The sequence below is a fragment of the Arthrobacter sp. 01N444 genome (genome assembly GCF_056399305.1).
The window spans coordinates 81,516-96,020 of the sequence record NZ_JBFTRB010000003.1 but is presented as its reverse complement, the minus strand read 5'-3'; the positions used below and the strand labels follow the sequence as shown (position 1 = coordinate 96,020).

Genomic DNA, 14,505 nt, shown 5'->3' with positions numbered 1-14,505 from the left:
TTGCGGGAAAAGGGAAAAGCCGGCGGCCGAGGAATCCTCAGCCACCGGCTTTCAGAATACTTGCTTTTTGCCCTAGCTGGCTTCGCCAACCTCGGGGGCCGCGACGGAGCCGCGGGCGTCCAGGTCGCGGAGCTGGCCTTCGATGTAGGCCTTCAGGCGTGAGCGGTAGTCGCGCTCGAAGCCGCGAAGCTGCTCGACCTTGCGTTCCAGGACGGAGCGCTGCTGCTCGAGGGCACCGAGGATCTTGCGGGACTTTTCCTGCGCATCGTTGACGAGGCTGCTGGCCTCGATCTGAGCTTCAGCGATGATTTTGTCCCGCTGCTGCTCGCCGTCGGCGACGTGCTTGTCGTGCATCTGCTGCGCCATGGCGAGCAGGCCGGCGGCGGACTCCGACGCCGGGGTGGCGGCGCTGCGCGCCGGCTCGACAACCTGGGCGGCCTTGGCGGCCTGCTCGGCTTCCTTCTTCTTAGCGGCTTCTGCGGCCGCCTTTGCCTTGGCCTCGGCCTCGGCCTTGGCGGTGTCTTCCTTCTCGGCCTTGACGGGTGCCGGGACCTTTTCCACCACGGGTGCGGCGGCTGCGGAGCTGGCAGGCGTGCCGGCGCCGGATTCGGCGAGCTTCTTGCGCAGCTCGTCGTTCTCCTGGTTCAGGCGCCGAAGTTCGACGACGATCTCGTCCAGGAAGTCGTCAACCTCGTCCTGGTCGTAGCCTTCGCGGAACTTGGTCGGCTGAAAGCGCTTGTTGACAACGTCTTCTGGCGTCAAAGCCATCTGGTCACCTCGTTGGTCTAGTTAGTCAGTAGGCCTTCCGGCCGTCAAACTACGGTACCTAAATATGGTCTGGTTCCTCTAATTCAACACCGCAGTGTCAAACCGGAGTTTACTTTCGGTTTGGGCCTGGGCCGGGCAGGTCGCTGCCCGGCTGCGGCTGCGGCCTATGCCGCGATCGGCTGGGCGTACACCAGGCCCTTGACGATCCACATCGCCACGCTCACGGCCACGAACAGCAGCAGGAAGCCTATGTCCAGCGACATTCCGCCCAACCGCAGCGGCGGGATGAGCCGGCGGAGCAGTTTGAGGGGCTTGTCCGTGACCGAATACACAGCATGAGCGGTCACGAGTGCCAAACCGCGCGGCCGCCAACTTCGGGCAAACATCTGCACCCAGTCGTAGACCAGACGGATGATCAATGCCACGAAAAAAAGCAACAGAACGATATAGACGAGCCCCAAAACAATTCCCATGAGCTAACTCATATCTCCATGTTCATTCCGGATACCGAAGTGTCCTAAGGAAAGTGTCACTTCTATTTCAACACGGATAATTCCGCACGGATGCCAGGCAGGTGTCCCCGCCTGGCATCAGTACCGAATATTCGGGCCTAGCTCTGGTTGAAGAAACTTGCCTGCGTCTCGCTGACCTTCTTGTCGTCGCCAATGACTTCGACGTACGACGGCGAGAGCAGGAAGACCTTGTTCGTCACCCGTTCGATGCTGCCGCGCAGGCCGAAAACAAGACCGGCGGAGAAGTCCACGAGGCGCTTGGCGTCAGCCTCGCCCATGTCGGTGACGTTCATGATGACGGGGATCCCGTCGCGGAAGCTTTCGCCGATGAGCTTGGCGTCGTTGTACGACCGCGGATGGATGGTCGTGATTTGCCGGAGTCCGGTGGTCTCTTCGCGGCTCGATGCCGCACGCTTGATGGGTGTCACAGGTGCGCGATATTCCTCTTCAGCGGCGTGGGGCTCTTCCCGGGGGACCTCGCGGACGGGCGCCGGAGCACGTCGTTCCTCGCGGTCCTGCTCCATGGATTCGTCCTCATCCTTGTGCGGTGTGGGGTGCTCAGACTCGTAGTGTTCGTCGCCGTCGGCGAGCCCAAGATAGATCATTGTCTTGCGCAGAGCGCCAGCCATGGTCGACTCCTAATCTTGTCCGTAAGCGGGCCGCTTAGTGACTAGACAGCCTTGGAATCCCCGCCATTACCTTCCAATATGTCGAACTTACCGCAGGGCCGGACGCGGACCGAGAATATCGGAGCCAATGCGCAGGTGTGTCGCCCCGAAGCGGACGGCCTCTTCGAGGTCCTGGCTCATGCCGGCGGATATTCCCGTGGCGTAGGGAAATTGTTCGGCCAGCCGCCCGGAAATGCCCGCCAGCTTTTCGAAGGCAGCCGCCGGGTCCGCCCCGAGCGGGGCCACGGCCATGACGCCGGCGAGCCTCAGTCCGCCGGCACCGGCGACCTGTTCGGCCAGCGCGGGGACTTCGCCGGGCGCCGCGCCGCCGCGGTGGGCCGCTGCTGCGTCGCCGGCCTGCTCGGCCAGGCTGACCTGGATGAAACAGTCCAGGGGCGGGCGGCCGGTGCGGTCGGCTTCGACGGCCATCGCCTTGGCCAGGGCCGAGGCGACGGCTTCCCGGTCCACGGAGTGCACGGACGCGGCGTACTTCACCACGGATTTGGCCTTCTTGCTTTGGAGTTGACCGATGAAGTGCCAGCTCAGGCCAAGGTCCTGAAGCTGCGCCGCCTTTTCCGCGGCCTCCTGGTCCCGGTTCTCCCCGACGTCGGTGACCCCCAGCGACGCCAGCCGCCGGACGTCCAGCGCAGGATGGAACTTGGTGACGACGATCAGGCGCGGCGGCACCGCCTGCCGGCCCGCGGCGGCCACGGCGGCGTCGATCCGGCGGCGGACGGCCGCGAGGTTCGCCTCCAGCTGGGCCAGACGGGGGCCTTCCAGCGCGTCCGTTCGGTTCTCATGGTTCTCCCCCGGCGCCGTGACGGGCTGGACGGCGTGTGCGTCCGGGCGCTGCGCCGGTTCAGTCATGGCCATACTCCCTTTTCCCGTCAGTCCCGTCAGTGCCGTCAGTCCCGTGGGTGCCGTCCGTCCACGCCAGCCCGGCGAAGCGGCCGGTGTGGCTGTTGCGGCGGTAGGAGAAGAGGGTGTCGTCCTCGAGGGTGCATCCCCCGGAGTATTCGATCGCGACGCCCGCAGCTTCCAGCTGGCTCCGCACTCCGGCCGGCAGGTCCAGACCAGGGGTGCCGGTCGAGGTGGTGCACCAGGTGGCAGGCACGGCCGCGGAAACGTCCGCGCGCAGGCTGCCGGGGACTTCATAGCAGCGCCCGCAGACCGAGGGGCCCACCCAGGCGCTGATGCGGTCCGCACCGAGCTCCCGGAGGCGGGCCACAGCGGCTGGCACCACCTCGGCGGCGACGCCTGGCCGTCCGGCGTGGACGACGCCCAGCACCGGCGCCCCGGCCGGATCCTCGCCGACCAGCACCACCGGCACGCAGTCGGCCACCAGGACGGCCAGCGGCTCAGTCAGGGAGACCATGGCATCGGCCGTGGGCGCGGCCGGACCTTCACCCGCGGAGTCCGCGGCCGGGGACCCAACGATGGTGGCGACGTCACTGCCGTGGACCTGGTTCATGTACCGGAAGGAGCGCCCGCCGAGCCCGGCGGCCGCTTCGAGCTCCGCGCGCCGGCGGCGCACCGCCACGGGGTCATCACCGACATGCAGTGCCAGGTTCCCGGCTCCGGCGTCGGTGAAAGCCACCCATACGCCCGGCCGGACTTCAGCCCGCCAGCAAAACAATCACAACACCGCCATCAACATGTCCGGAATACCTGCGTTCATACAATCCACCGTAACCCGCCGCAAAGCAGCATGGCACCGCCGGACGGCGGTGCCATGCAGGTGCGGAACTATTTACTTCAGGAAGTCCGGGACATCCAGGTCATCGGAGTGCCGGCCGGACAGGTCCGGCTCCACGACGGCCGGAAGGTCGACGTCGAAGCCCGAATCGGCCGGTACGGCAGAGGGACGCTGCTGGCCCCAGCCGCCGTAGCCGGAGGCGCCGACGGTGGCGTGCAGCGGCTGAACCGGGGCGGAGGCGGGTGCCTGCGCCGGGGCGGGGGCGGGGGACGCGGGACGCTGCGGCGCGGCCGGCAGGGACTGGTCCATGGACGGCGAGGTGGCCTTGACGTCGTCGAAGCCGGCGGCGATGACGGTGACGCGTGCCTCGTCGCCGAGGGCGTCGTCGATCACGGCGCCGAAGATGATGTTGGCCTCCGGGTGGGCGACTTCCTGGACCAGGCGGGCTGCCTCGTTGATTTCGAAGAGGCCAAGGTCCGAGCCGCCCTGGATGGACAGCAGCACGCCGTGCGCGCCGTCGATCGATGCTTCCAGCAGCGGGGAGGCGATGGCCAGCTCCGCGGCCTTCACGGCGCGGTCTTCGCCGCGGGCAGAACCGATGCCCATCAGCGCGGAACCGGCACCCTGCATGACGGACTTGACGTCGGCGAAGTCGAGGTTGATCAGGCCGGGGGTGGTGATGAGGTCCGTGATGCCCTGGACACCGGAGAGCAGGACCTGGTCGGCGGAACGGAACGCGTCCAGGACCGAGACGTTGCGGTCGCTGATGGAGAGCAGGCGGTCGTTCGGGATCACGATCAGGGTGTCGACTTCATCGCGCAGGGCGTCGATGCCGGCCTCGGCGGAGCCGGCACGGCGGCGGCCTTCAAACGTGAAGGGGCGCGTCACGACGCCGATGGTCAGGGCGCCAAGGGACCGTGCGATCCGGGCGACGACGGGGGCGCCGCCGGTGCCGGTTCCGCCGCCTTCGCCGGCGGTGACGAAGACCATGTCTGCGCCCCGGATGACCTCTTCGATTTCATCGGCGTGGTCCTCCGCGGCCTGCCGGCCAACTTCAGGGTTCGCGCCAGCACCGAGTCCACGGGTCAGCTCACGCCCGACGTCGAGCTTGACGTCGGCATCGCTCATCAACAATGCCTGGGCATCGGTGTTGATGGCGATGAATTCGACGCCGCGAAGACCGACCTCGATCATGCGGTTGACTGCGTTCACGCCACCGCCGCCGATGCCGACGACCTTGATGACGGCCAAGTAATTCTGCGGAGCTGCCACGTTACGTGTCCCTTGTTCGTGTACTAATGCGAAAACTGATCGAGTCCTGCTTGAAGCTTTGAACCTTAACCTTCGACTTGAAGGTTATAGTTATGTCAAGTAACTCATGTCTGTGACGGTATTTCCTATGCAGGGGACATTCAATAACCGGCGCCGCGTGTCGCGCGATTACCGGGCAAATAGCCCCTGTAAGTAGTCCCGCGGGCAGCTGGACGTCCGCTGGACATCCGTGACGCGGCGGATCCGATTGCCGGCTACCGCGTGACTGGGTGCCGGGGCACGCTGACATCGTAGACCTTCACCGGGTTTTTGGCGTCGGCCGGGACCTTCAGGAGGGCAGAAAGGACCCGTGCCTTCAGCTCCTTCTCCCCCGCGTTGCCCCAGACGATTGTCTGCCCGTCGACGAGTTTGAGTTCGACGGCGTCGGCCGACGCGGCAGAGGCGTTGGAGAGCCGCGCCAGCACATCCGCCGGCAGGGCCCCCAGCACTGCCGTGATGGCCTGGAACAGGTCCTTCGGCAGCGTTCCGCTGCCGCCGTCGATCACCGGCAGCGATACCGAGGCCGCATCGGCGGTGGTGCTGAGCTGGACACCGTCGACGTCCACCAGCTGGAATGTCTTGCCCTGCTTGACCAGGGCCACGGGAATGCGCTCGGTGACGTGCACCTGCAAGGTGGCGGGCGGCAGCGCCTTCGCGGTGACGTCCTTGACCTGGACCAGCGGCTTGAGCAGGGCTGTGACCTCCTCCTCGCTGATCTGCGGCAGCGGCTTGCCCTGAAGGGGCGCGAGGGCGGCCTGGACCTGATCCGGGTGCAGCATCTTTGTACCCTCCACCGTGACCGTGCGCAGGGCCAGCACGGGCGAGTAGACGGCGGCCGCGACGATGCCCGCCATCAGCACGGCCACGATCCCGATGGTGCTGAGCAGGATCCGCCGGCGGCGCTTGCCCTTGGGCTCGGGGAAGGACAGCACCTTTCCGGGCCCGTTGTCCGGGGTGGCCTGCGGGTTCTGCAGGTTCTGCGGATTGCGGGACCGACCGACGGCGGTGTCCGCGGCGGTGTCCGTGGCGGTCTTGGACGCAGAAATGACATCCGTGCCCGTACCGGCGGACGGCGGCCGGGAGCCGGATCCGCCGGTGCCGGACCCACTCGTGCCGGACCCGCCACGGTAGGTGGGGCGCCTGGTGCTAGGCACCGGCGGCCTCGGCTGTCAGGGCCTCGACAATCAGCGGCCCGTAGGCCGTGACGTCACCGGCGCCGGCGGTCAGCACGATGTCCCCGGGCCCGGCGGCCGCCAGCAGTGCCTGCACAGCCTCCCCGTCGGGTCCGACAAGGCGGCCGCCTGAGCCCAGGTGCTCGGCGATCAGCCCGCTGGTGACCCCTGGAATGGGATCCTCGCGGGCAGGATAGATGTCCAGGACCAGGGCCGTGTCCGCGGTGTTGAGCGCTTCGGCGAACTCGCGGGCAAATTCCCGTGTCCGGGAAAACAGGTGCGGCTGGAAGAGCACGTGCACCTTGTGCTCCCCGGCGACGGCCCTTGCCGCGGACAGGGCGGCGCGGACCTCCGTGGGATGGTGGGCATAGTCGTCGTAGACGCGGACGCCGCGGCCCTCCCCCTTGAACTCGAAACGGCGCGAGGCGCCGGAGAAGTGGGCCAATGCCGCCGCGGCGGTGCCGGGCGCGACGCCGAGTTCGATCGCCACGGCGAAGGCGGCGGCAGCGTTGAGTGCGTTGTGCCGGCCCGGAACCTGCAGTTCGACGCCGAACGTGCCCGCCGTCGTCGAGATCCCCATCCGGCCAGGTCCCGCGTCGTGCAGCCGGATGGCGGCGTCGGCGGCGGTTCCGTAAAGCACCACGCGGGTGTTGCCGCGGGCCCGGGTGCGCTCGGCCAGTGCCCTGGCCCCGGGGTCGTCAGCGCACGCCACCAGGACGCCGTCCGCCGGGAGCAGGGCCGTGAAGCTGTCGAAGGAGGCATAGACGGCCTCGGCGGTGCCGTAGAAATCCAGGTGGTCCGGCTCGACGTTGGTCACCACGGCGATCGTGGGGCGGTAGTTCAGGAAGGAGCCGTCCGACTCGTCGGCCTCGGCGACGAAGATGCCCGCCGTGCCGTGTGCCGCATTGACTCCGAGCGCCGGGACGTTGGCGCCGATCGCGAAAGACGGGTCCAGCCCGGCGCCCTGCAGCAGCACCGTGATCATGGAGGTCGTGGTGGACTTGCCGTGCGTTCCGGCGACGGCCACCACCGTGTCATCCGCCATCGTGGCGGCCAGCGCCTCGGAGCGGTGCAGCACCGGGAGTCCGGCGGCACGGGCCGCTGCGAGCTCGGGGTTGTCGGGCCGGATCGCCGAGCCGGCGACCACCGTCTGGGCGTCTCCCAGGTTGCCGGGAGCATAGCCGACGGCGATCCGCGCCCCGGCGGCCGCGAGGTCCGCCATGACGGGCAGCGACTTGGCGTCAGAGCCGCTCACCGGGATGCCGCGGGCCACCATGATGCGGGCAACGGCGGACATGCCGACGCCGCCGATGCCGATGAAGTGGACGCGGCCGAGGGATTCCAGGGCATGCGTGCCGTGTTGGGGCTGGGTCATTGCTCTACTGCTTCCTGCCGTGCTGGTTCGTGCCCTGCTGTTTCGGACGCTGCTGTTTCGGACGCTGCCGGTTCCCGCTGCGCTCGTTCGAAGACGCCACGCCGAGGATGAGATCGGCCATGCGCCGGTCGGCGTCGCGGATGCCGAGCTGTTCGGAGCTGGCTGCCATCCGGGCCAGCCTGTCCGTGTCCAGCAGCAGGGGAATGATGTTCCCGCTGATCCAGTCGGCGGAGAAGGCCTTGTCATCGATTATCAATGCGCCGCCCGCGGCGACCAGGCCCGCGGCGTTCAACGCCTGCTCGCCGTTGCCGATGGGCAGGGGCACGAAAACGGCAGGCACGCCCACGGCGGCCACCTCGCAGACCGTGGCGGCTCCGGCACGGGCCAACAGCAGGTCCGCCGCGGCGTAGACGGTTTCCATCCCGTCGACGTACTCCACCTGCCGGTAGCCTGGCGCGGCGAGCGGTTTGCCGTCGGCGTCGTGGACGGACTTGCCGCGACCGGTGATGTGCAGGGTCTGCACGCCGGCGTCGGCGAGGGCCCCGACGGCCGCGGCGAGGGACCGGTTGATGCTCTGGGCGCCCGAGGACCCGCCCGTGACGATGAGCGTCGGCCGGTCCGCGTCCAGGCCGAGCGCCTGCCGTGCACCGGCCCGGGCGGCCGTGCGGTCGAGGCCGGAAATTTCGGGGCGCATGGGCATGCCTACGTGCCGGGCGGCGCGGCCCAGTTTGGTCGCGGCGAAGGCCACTGCCACGTGGGCGCCGAGGCCTGCGCCAACGCGGTTAGCCAGGCCGGGACGGGTGTTGGCCTCGTGGACCACGATTGGGATCTTCCGGCGCCGGGCAGCGAGGTACATCGGTGTGCACACGTACCCGCCGACCCCCACCAGGACGTCGGCGCCTGCCTCGTCCAAGATGGAACCCGCCTGCTTCACCGCACCGGCCATCCGGCCCGGCAGCCGGAGCAGATCCGCGGAAGGCCTGCGCGGGAGCGGGACACGGCTGATGGTGGCAAGGTCCAGGCCGGCCGCCGGGACGAGCCGCGCTTCCATTCCCCCGGGGGTCCCGACAGCCAGGAGCTGCACTCCGGGGCGGGACTGCCGGAGGGCGCCGGCAATTGCCAGCAGCGGGCTGATATGGCCGGCGGTTCCGCCGCCGGCAAGGACCACGGACAAGGGCGACTCGGTGTTCATGAAGGGCTGTTTACGCTTTCGTACGATTCTTGGTGGCGGGGCTCTTGGCGGGGTTCTTGGTGGGGTTCTTGGTGGCTGGGCTCTTGCCCGCGGGGGCCTTGGGCCGGGCGGCCGTGCGGGCGGCGGACCGGCTGGAGGCCGTGCTGGCGGCGGACCGGCTGGCGGCAGTCCTTGCAGCCCGGGCAGCGCGGGCCCTCCGGACGGAATTGGCGAAGGCGGCCGGGCCGAACCTGAGCATCTTCTTCGGCTGCATGCCGGGGTCCATCTGGGCCCGGGCCAGGGACAGGACGACGCCGATTGCGCACAGCGACATCAGCAGGGCCGAGCCGCCATAGGAAATGAAGGGCAGTGGGACACCGATCACCGGTGCCAGCCCGGTGACCACGGCCATGTTGACGCTGGCCTGGCCCAGCAGCCAGACCATGATCGTGCCGGCCAGGACGCGGTGGAAGACATCGTGCTGGGCGACGACCACCCGGTAGATGGCGGTGCCGAGGATGGCGAACAGGACCAGGACGACGATCGTGCCGACCAGTCCGAGTTCCTCGCCGATGATCGCGAAAATGAAGTCGTTGTGCGCTTCCGGGATCCAGCTGTACTTCTGCCGGCTCTGGCCCAGTCCGACGCCGAACCAGCCGCCGGACGCGAGCCCGTACAGGCCGTTGGTGGACTGGTAGTTCAGGTCGGAGCCGTCGGCGCAGGTCTGGCCCGTCCATGACAGGATGCGGCACATCCGGTTCGGGCTCGTGACGGCGAGGATCATCGCGCCAAGGGCCAGGACCGCCCCGGCGAACCCGAAAAGGTACAGCCGCACGCCGGCGAAGAACAGCGCGGCGGCCACGATGATCATCACGATCATGGCCGTCCCGAGGTCGTTTCCGGCCAGGATGAGGCCCAGGACCGCAATGGCGCCCGGGAGCACGACCGGAATGAGCGCGTGGCGCCATTCGTGGAGGAGCTTGGCCTTGCGGTCAAGCACGGTGGCCATCCAGAGCGCGAGGGCGAGCTTGGCGGCTTCGGAGGGCTGGAACGTGAACGGACCGACGTCGATCCAGTTCTGGTTGCCCAGCGCGCTGCGTCCCACGAGGAGCACCAGGCCCAGCAGCGCAATGGCCAGGAACATGAGCGGCCAGGCGAAGCGCCTGAGCCAGACGACGTTCACGCGGGAGAGGACCAGCATCGCGAAGACGCCAATCGCGGCGAATCCGCCCTGTTTGAGGGCGGCGGAGTACGGCGACTCCCCCGCGGCGATGGCTTCCACGCTGGAGGCCGAGAGGACCATCATGATCCCGATCGCCGTCAGCGCCAGGGTGGAGCCAAGGATCAGGTAGTACGTGGATCCGTTGCGCGACTTGCCGGTGCCTTCCAGCGCGGACCAGAATCCGCGGCTCCAGGCACGCACCCGGGCCGCGGGGGTGACGGCGGGGCCGCCGGCCGTTGGCCGCGCCGCCGAAGGGGCCGGACGGCCGGCGGGCGTGCCACTGGTGGCCCCGCCTGCGGCGGGTCGTGCCGCCGTCGTACGTGTGGGCGTGCTGACCATTGTTACTCCTCGCTGGTCTGAGCCTGCCCTTCCACGAGCTCGCGGACAGCTTCGATGAAGGCATCGCCACGGTGAGCATAGGAAGAGAACTGGTCCATGGAAGCAGCCGCCGGGGCCAGCAGCACAGTGTCCCCGGAGGCGGCCAGCTGCGCCGCCGAGGCAACGGCCTGGGCCATCACAGTCTCGCCGAAAATCGGCGAAGGGCCTGCGTCGGCTTTGGCCGTACCGGCAGTCTGCACGTCTTCAGTCTCGCCCTTGCCCTGCCCGATCACGGGGACATCCGGCGCGTGTCGCTTCAGGGCGGCCTGCAGATCGCTGGAGTCCGCGCCGATCAGGACCACGGCCTTGAGCCGGCTGCCCTGTTCCTGGATCAGGGAGTCGTAATTCACGCCCTTGGACAAACCTCCCGCGATCCACACCACATTCTGGAACGCGGACAACGAGGCGGCGGCGGCGTGCGGATTGGTGGCTTTGGAATCGTTGATCCACAGCACACCCTCATGCCGGGCCACCAGCTGGATCCGGTGGTCTCCCGGAAGGTAGTTCAGCAGGCCCTGGCGCACAGCCGATGGCTCCACCCCGTAGGCCCGTACCAGGGCAGCGGCTGCCAGCGCGTTGGCCACCATGTGGCGCGGCGCCACCGGTCCGAGGTCGGCGATCGAGGCGAGTTCGGCCGCGCTGTCCTTGCGTTCGGCGATGAACGCCCGGTCAACCAGCAGCCCTTCCACGACGCCGAGCATGCTGATGGCCGGGGTCAGTGTGGTGAATCCCACGGCCCGGCAGCCTTCAACCACGTCCGCGTCCTCGACCATGCGTTCGGTCTCGATCTGCTCGGCGTTGTAGATGCAGGCCTTCTTCGTGTTGGCGTAGACCTTGGCCTTGTCGGCGAGGTAGGAGGCGTAGGAGCCGTGCCAGTCCACGTGGTCTTCAGCGACGTTGAGGCACACGCTGGCCACCGGCGACACCGAGTGGCTCCAGTGCAGCTGGAAACTGGACAGTTCCACCGCGAAGGCGTCGTAGTCCACGGGATCCCGCAGGGCGTCCAGGATCGGGGTTCCGACGTTGCCTACGGCGATCGCTTTCAGGCCGGCGGCCTGGAGCATGGATTCGGTCAGGCCGACCGTGGTGGTCTTGCCGTTGGTGCCGGTGATGGCCAGCCAGTCGGCGGTCTTGCGGCCCTCGCGTTCGCGGAGCCGCCAGGCGAGCTCGACGTCGCCCCACACCGGAATGTGCGCCCGCGCCGCTGCGGCGAGCAGGGCCTGGTCCGGGCGCCAGCCCGGGGACGTGATCACCAGGTCCGGCTTCTGCCCGTCGATCTTCGGAACGGACTCCACCGCTGCCTCGCCCAGCAGGACGTCCACGGCGCCGACGATCCGGAGTGTGTCGGCCTGGGCCAGCGCCTTGGCGCTGGTGGCGGCGTCCACCACCACCACCCGGGCGCCGAGTTCAATGAGGGTGTCGGCGGCGGCGAAGCCGGAGACTCCGATGCCGGTGACCACGACGCGCAGTCCGGCCCAGTCGGAGTCCCAGGTGGTGAGGCCCTGCAGCCGGGGCGAGGTGGTGAGCGGGGCGGGGATGGGACCGGTCACAGCAGCACCACCCATTCGGCGTAGAAGATGCCCAGGCCGGCGGCGACAAACAACCCGGACAGGATCCAGAACCGGACCACCACCGTGACTTCGGCCCAGCCCTTGAGTTCGAAGTGGTGCTGGAGCGGTGCCATCTTGAAGAACCGTTTGCCCTTGGTGATTTTGAAGTAGCCCACCTGGATGATGACCGAGAGCGTGATGAGGACGAAGAGCCCGCCGATGAAGGCCAGCAGCAGTTCGGTGCGGGACAGGATCGCGAAGGCTGCGACGGCGCCGCCGATGGCAAGGGAGCCGGTGTCGCCCATGAAGATCTTCGCGGGCGAGGTGTTCCACCACAGGAACCCGACCATCGCCGCGCTCAGGATGGCGGCCAGCAGGGCCAGGTCCAGGGGGTCGCGGACCGAGTAGCAGCCGCTGCCGGCCTGCCGGGGGGATCCGCAGGCCTGGTTGCTTTGCCAGATGCCCATGAGCGTGTAGGCCCCGAACACCATGACGGAAGCGCCGGCGGCCAGGCCATCGAGGCCGTCGGTGAGGTTCACGCCGTTGGTCGCGGCCGTGACGATCAGGTTGGACCACAGCACGAACAAGATGGCGCCGAGTACGGTTCCGGCGAACGCGAGGTTAAGCCACGGAATATCGCGCACCAGCGAGATCTGGGTGGACGCCGGGGTCAGGCCCGCCGCATTCGGGAAGTTCAGTGCCAGCACGGCAAAGATGATGCCAACAGCGCCCTGGAGGATCAGCTTGGCCTTGGCGTCCAGGCCCAGGCTGCGCTGCTTGGAGATCTTGATGAAGTCATCCAGGAATCCGACCAGCCCCATGCCCACCATGAGGAAGAGCAGGAGAAGCCCGGAGGCGCTTGGCCCCGGTGAGTGCGGGTTCATCATCCACATGATCAGGTGCGTGAGCCCGTAGCTGACCAGGACCGCCACGACCACCACGGTGCCGCCCATTGTGGGCGTGCCCCGCTTGGTGTGGTGGGAAGTGGGTCCGTCGTCCCGGATGAATTGTCCGTAGCCCTTGCGGACCAGGAACCGGATGAACAGCGGGGTGCCCACAAACGCGAGGAGCAGCGCCATTCCGGCGCCCATCAGCAGTGCAATCACAGCTGTGCACTCCCTTCTGTGGCGGTTGCGGCAGTTCCCTCAGCAGATCGCTCGGGAGAGTCTTGGGTGGCATGTGGGGGTAATGCTATCCGATCCCCCAAGTGGCGCAGCCCGATGCCGTTCGAAGACTTGAACAGGACCAGGTCGCCGGGCTGGAGCTCGGCTTGGAGAAGCTCATAGGCCTCGTCCGCCGTCTCGGCGAAAACGCATTCGTCGCCCCAGGAGCCTTCGTTGACGGCGGAGACATACAGCGACCGCGCCTCCCGGCCCACCACGACGAGCCGGGAGATGTTCAGCCGCACCACCTGGGTGCCGACTGCCATGTGCTCGCGGATGGAATCCGGGCCCAGTTCCAGCATGGCGCCCAGGACCGCCCAGGTGCGGCGGCCGCGGCCCAGCTCGGCCAGCGTCCGCAGTGCTGCCCGCATGGACTCCGGGTTGGCGTTGTACGCATCGTTGATGACGGTCACGCCGTCGGGACGCTCCGTGCGTTCCATCCGCCAGCGGCTGGCGGCGGTCTGCGCGCTGAGCGAGGCGGCGATCTGCGCCCCGGGGATGCCGGCCGCGTGCGCCGCAGCCGCGGCCGCGAGGAGGTTGGCCATGTGATGGGCGCCGATCAGCTTGGCGGCGACGTGGTGCCGGGTTGGCCCTTGCTGTGCTTTCCCGTCCGTCACGTCGGCGGGCAGGTAGAGCTCAAATTCCGGGTGGCCGTCGGCGTTCAGTTCCACATCCGCGGCCCTGACCACATTGGCCTGGGCCACGTCGGCCTGGATGGTGTTGTCCTGGCCTGTGCCGGCCGCGCGTGAGGTGTAGCCGAGCACGCGGGCCCGGGTCCGGGTGGCCATCGCGGCGACGCGGGAGTCGTCCAGGTTCAGCACGGCGGTGCCCCCGGCCGGGAGCGCCTCCACGAGTTCGCCCTTGGCCACCGCGATGTTCTCGACGCCGCCGAACTCCCCGGCGTGGGCGGAGCCGACGCCGAGGACGACGCCGATCTCCGGCCGGACCATGTCCGCGAGGTATTGGATGTGGCCGATGCCCGTGGCACCCATCTCGATGACGAGGTAGCGGGTGTCGAAGTCGGCTTTGAAGACTGTGAGCGGCACGCCGATCTCGCCGTTGTAGGACCCTTGCGGCGCAACTGTGGCACCTTCGGCGCCGGCGGCCGCGAAGATTCCGGCGAGCAGGTCCTTCGTGGTGGTTTTGCCGGCGGAGCCGGTGATGCCGACCACGGTGAAAGCGGCGCCGGCCGCGGCGCGGCTGGTGCGGATCCGGCGGACGGCTTCGGCGGCCAGCGCGCCCATGGCGAGGACAGTGTCCTCAACGACGACGGCGGGATAGTCCGTTCCGGCGGCGTCGGCCACTTCGCGCTCAACGAGCGCCAATACGGCGCCCCGGTCAAAGGCTGCGCCGACGAAGTCGTGTCCGTCGGCGTTCTCCCCCGGTTTGGCCACATAGAGGGAACCCGCCGTGGCCTCGCGGGAGTCGGTCACCACGGAGGCGGGGGTAATTCCCGGTTCCGCGGCGAGCCGGCCGTCGGTTATGTCGGCGATTTCCGCCGCTGTAAATGCAATCATCT

General features: G+C 68.3%; 13 protein-coding genes. All 13 read right to left on the bottom strand.

Annotated elements, in window-relative coordinates:
• Positions 1–72: 72 nt before the first annotated feature.
• A complete protein-coding gene (locus AC1DKN_RS04845; RefSeq protein ID WP_028275874.1) occupies positions 73–768 on the bottom strand; it encodes a DivIVA domain-containing protein in 696 nt (231 codons plus the stop codon).
• Positions 769–932: 164 nt separating this feature from the next.
• Positions 933–1,241, bottom strand: a complete 309-nt coding sequence (locus AC1DKN_RS04840) for a YggT family protein (protein WP_230008815.1) — start codon at positions 1,239–1,241, stop codon at positions 933–935.
• A 137-nt stretch (positions 1,242–1,378) separates the two neighbouring features.
• Positions 1,379–1,909, bottom strand: coding sequence for a cell division protein SepF (locus AC1DKN_RS04835; protein ID WP_230008814.1), 531 nt, complete (start codon positions 1,907–1,909; stop codon positions 1,379–1,381).
• Positions 1,910–1,996: 87 nt separating this feature from the next.
• On the bottom strand, positions 1,997–2,815 hold the full coding sequence (locus tag AC1DKN_RS04830) for a YggS family pyridoxal phosphate-dependent enzyme (RefSeq protein ID WP_476870576.1): 819 nt from the start codon (positions 2,813–2,815) through the stop codon (positions 1,997–1,999).
• Positions 2,808–3,584, bottom strand: coding sequence for a purine nucleoside phosphorylase YfiH/LACC1 family protein (locus AC1DKN_RS04825; RefSeq protein ID WP_230008812.1), 777 nt, complete (start codon positions 3,582–3,584; stop codon positions 2,808–2,810). The genes AC1DKN_RS04830 and AC1DKN_RS04825 overlap by 8 nt, the downstream gene beginning before the upstream one ends.
• A gap of 114 nt (positions 3,585–3,698) precedes the next feature.
• Positions 3,699–4,916, bottom strand: a complete 1,218-nt coding sequence (ftsZ, locus tag AC1DKN_RS04820) for a cell division protein FtsZ (protein ID WP_476857734.1) — start codon at positions 4,914–4,916, stop codon at positions 3,699–3,701.
• 254 nt (positions 4,917–5,170) lie between these two features.
• Positions 5,171–6,109, bottom strand: a complete 939-nt coding sequence (locus AC1DKN_RS04815) for a cell division protein FtsQ/DivIB (protein ID WP_476870575.1) — start codon at positions 6,107–6,109, stop codon at positions 5,171–5,173.
• Positions 6,102–7,502 carry a UDP-N-acetylmuramate--L-alanine ligase gene (murC, locus tag AC1DKN_RS04810; RefSeq protein ID WP_476870574.1) on the bottom strand — a complete coding sequence of 467 codons (1,401 nt, stop codon included), beginning with the start codon at positions 7,500–7,502 and terminating at the stop codon, positions 6,102–6,104. The genes AC1DKN_RS04815 and murC overlap by 8 nt, the downstream gene beginning before the upstream one ends.
• A 4-nt stretch (positions 7,503–7,506) precedes the next feature.
• Complete coding sequence (locus tag AC1DKN_RS04805) at positions 7,507–8,694, bottom strand: UDP-N-acetylglucosamine--N-acetylmuramyl-(pentapeptide) pyrophosphoryl-undecaprenol N-acetylglucosamine transferase (RefSeq protein ID WP_476850420.1); 1,188 nt, start codon at positions 8,692–8,694, stop codon at positions 7,507–7,509.
• A gap of 10 nt (positions 8,695–8,704) precedes the next feature.
• A complete protein-coding gene (gene ftsW / locus AC1DKN_RS04800; protein WP_476870573.1) occupies positions 8,705–10,234 on the bottom strand; it encodes a putative lipid II flippase FtsW in 1,530 nt (509 codons plus the stop codon).
• Between the two features lie 2 nt (positions 10,235–10,236).
• Positions 10,237–11,838, bottom strand: coding sequence for a UDP-N-acetylmuramoyl-L-alanine--D-glutamate ligase (murD, locus tag AC1DKN_RS04795; RefSeq protein WP_476870572.1), 1,602 nt, complete (start codon positions 11,836–11,838; stop codon positions 10,237–10,239).
• Positions 11,820–12,929, bottom strand: a complete 1,110-nt coding sequence (mraY, locus tag AC1DKN_RS04790; RefSeq protein ID WP_028275881.1) for a phospho-N-acetylmuramoyl-pentapeptide-transferase — start codon at positions 12,927–12,929, stop codon at positions 11,820–11,822. The genes murD and mraY overlap by 19 nt, the downstream gene beginning before the upstream one ends.
• Positions 12,926–14,503 (bottom strand): UDP-N-acetylmuramoyl-tripeptide--D-alanyl-D-alanine ligase, encoded by a 1,578-nt coding sequence (locus AC1DKN_RS04785; protein ID WP_476870571.1) that lies wholly within the window; start codon positions 14,501–14,503, stop codon positions 12,926–12,928. The genes mraY and AC1DKN_RS04785 overlap by 4 nt, the downstream gene beginning before the upstream one ends.
• Positions 14,504–14,505 lie beyond the last annotated feature (2 nt).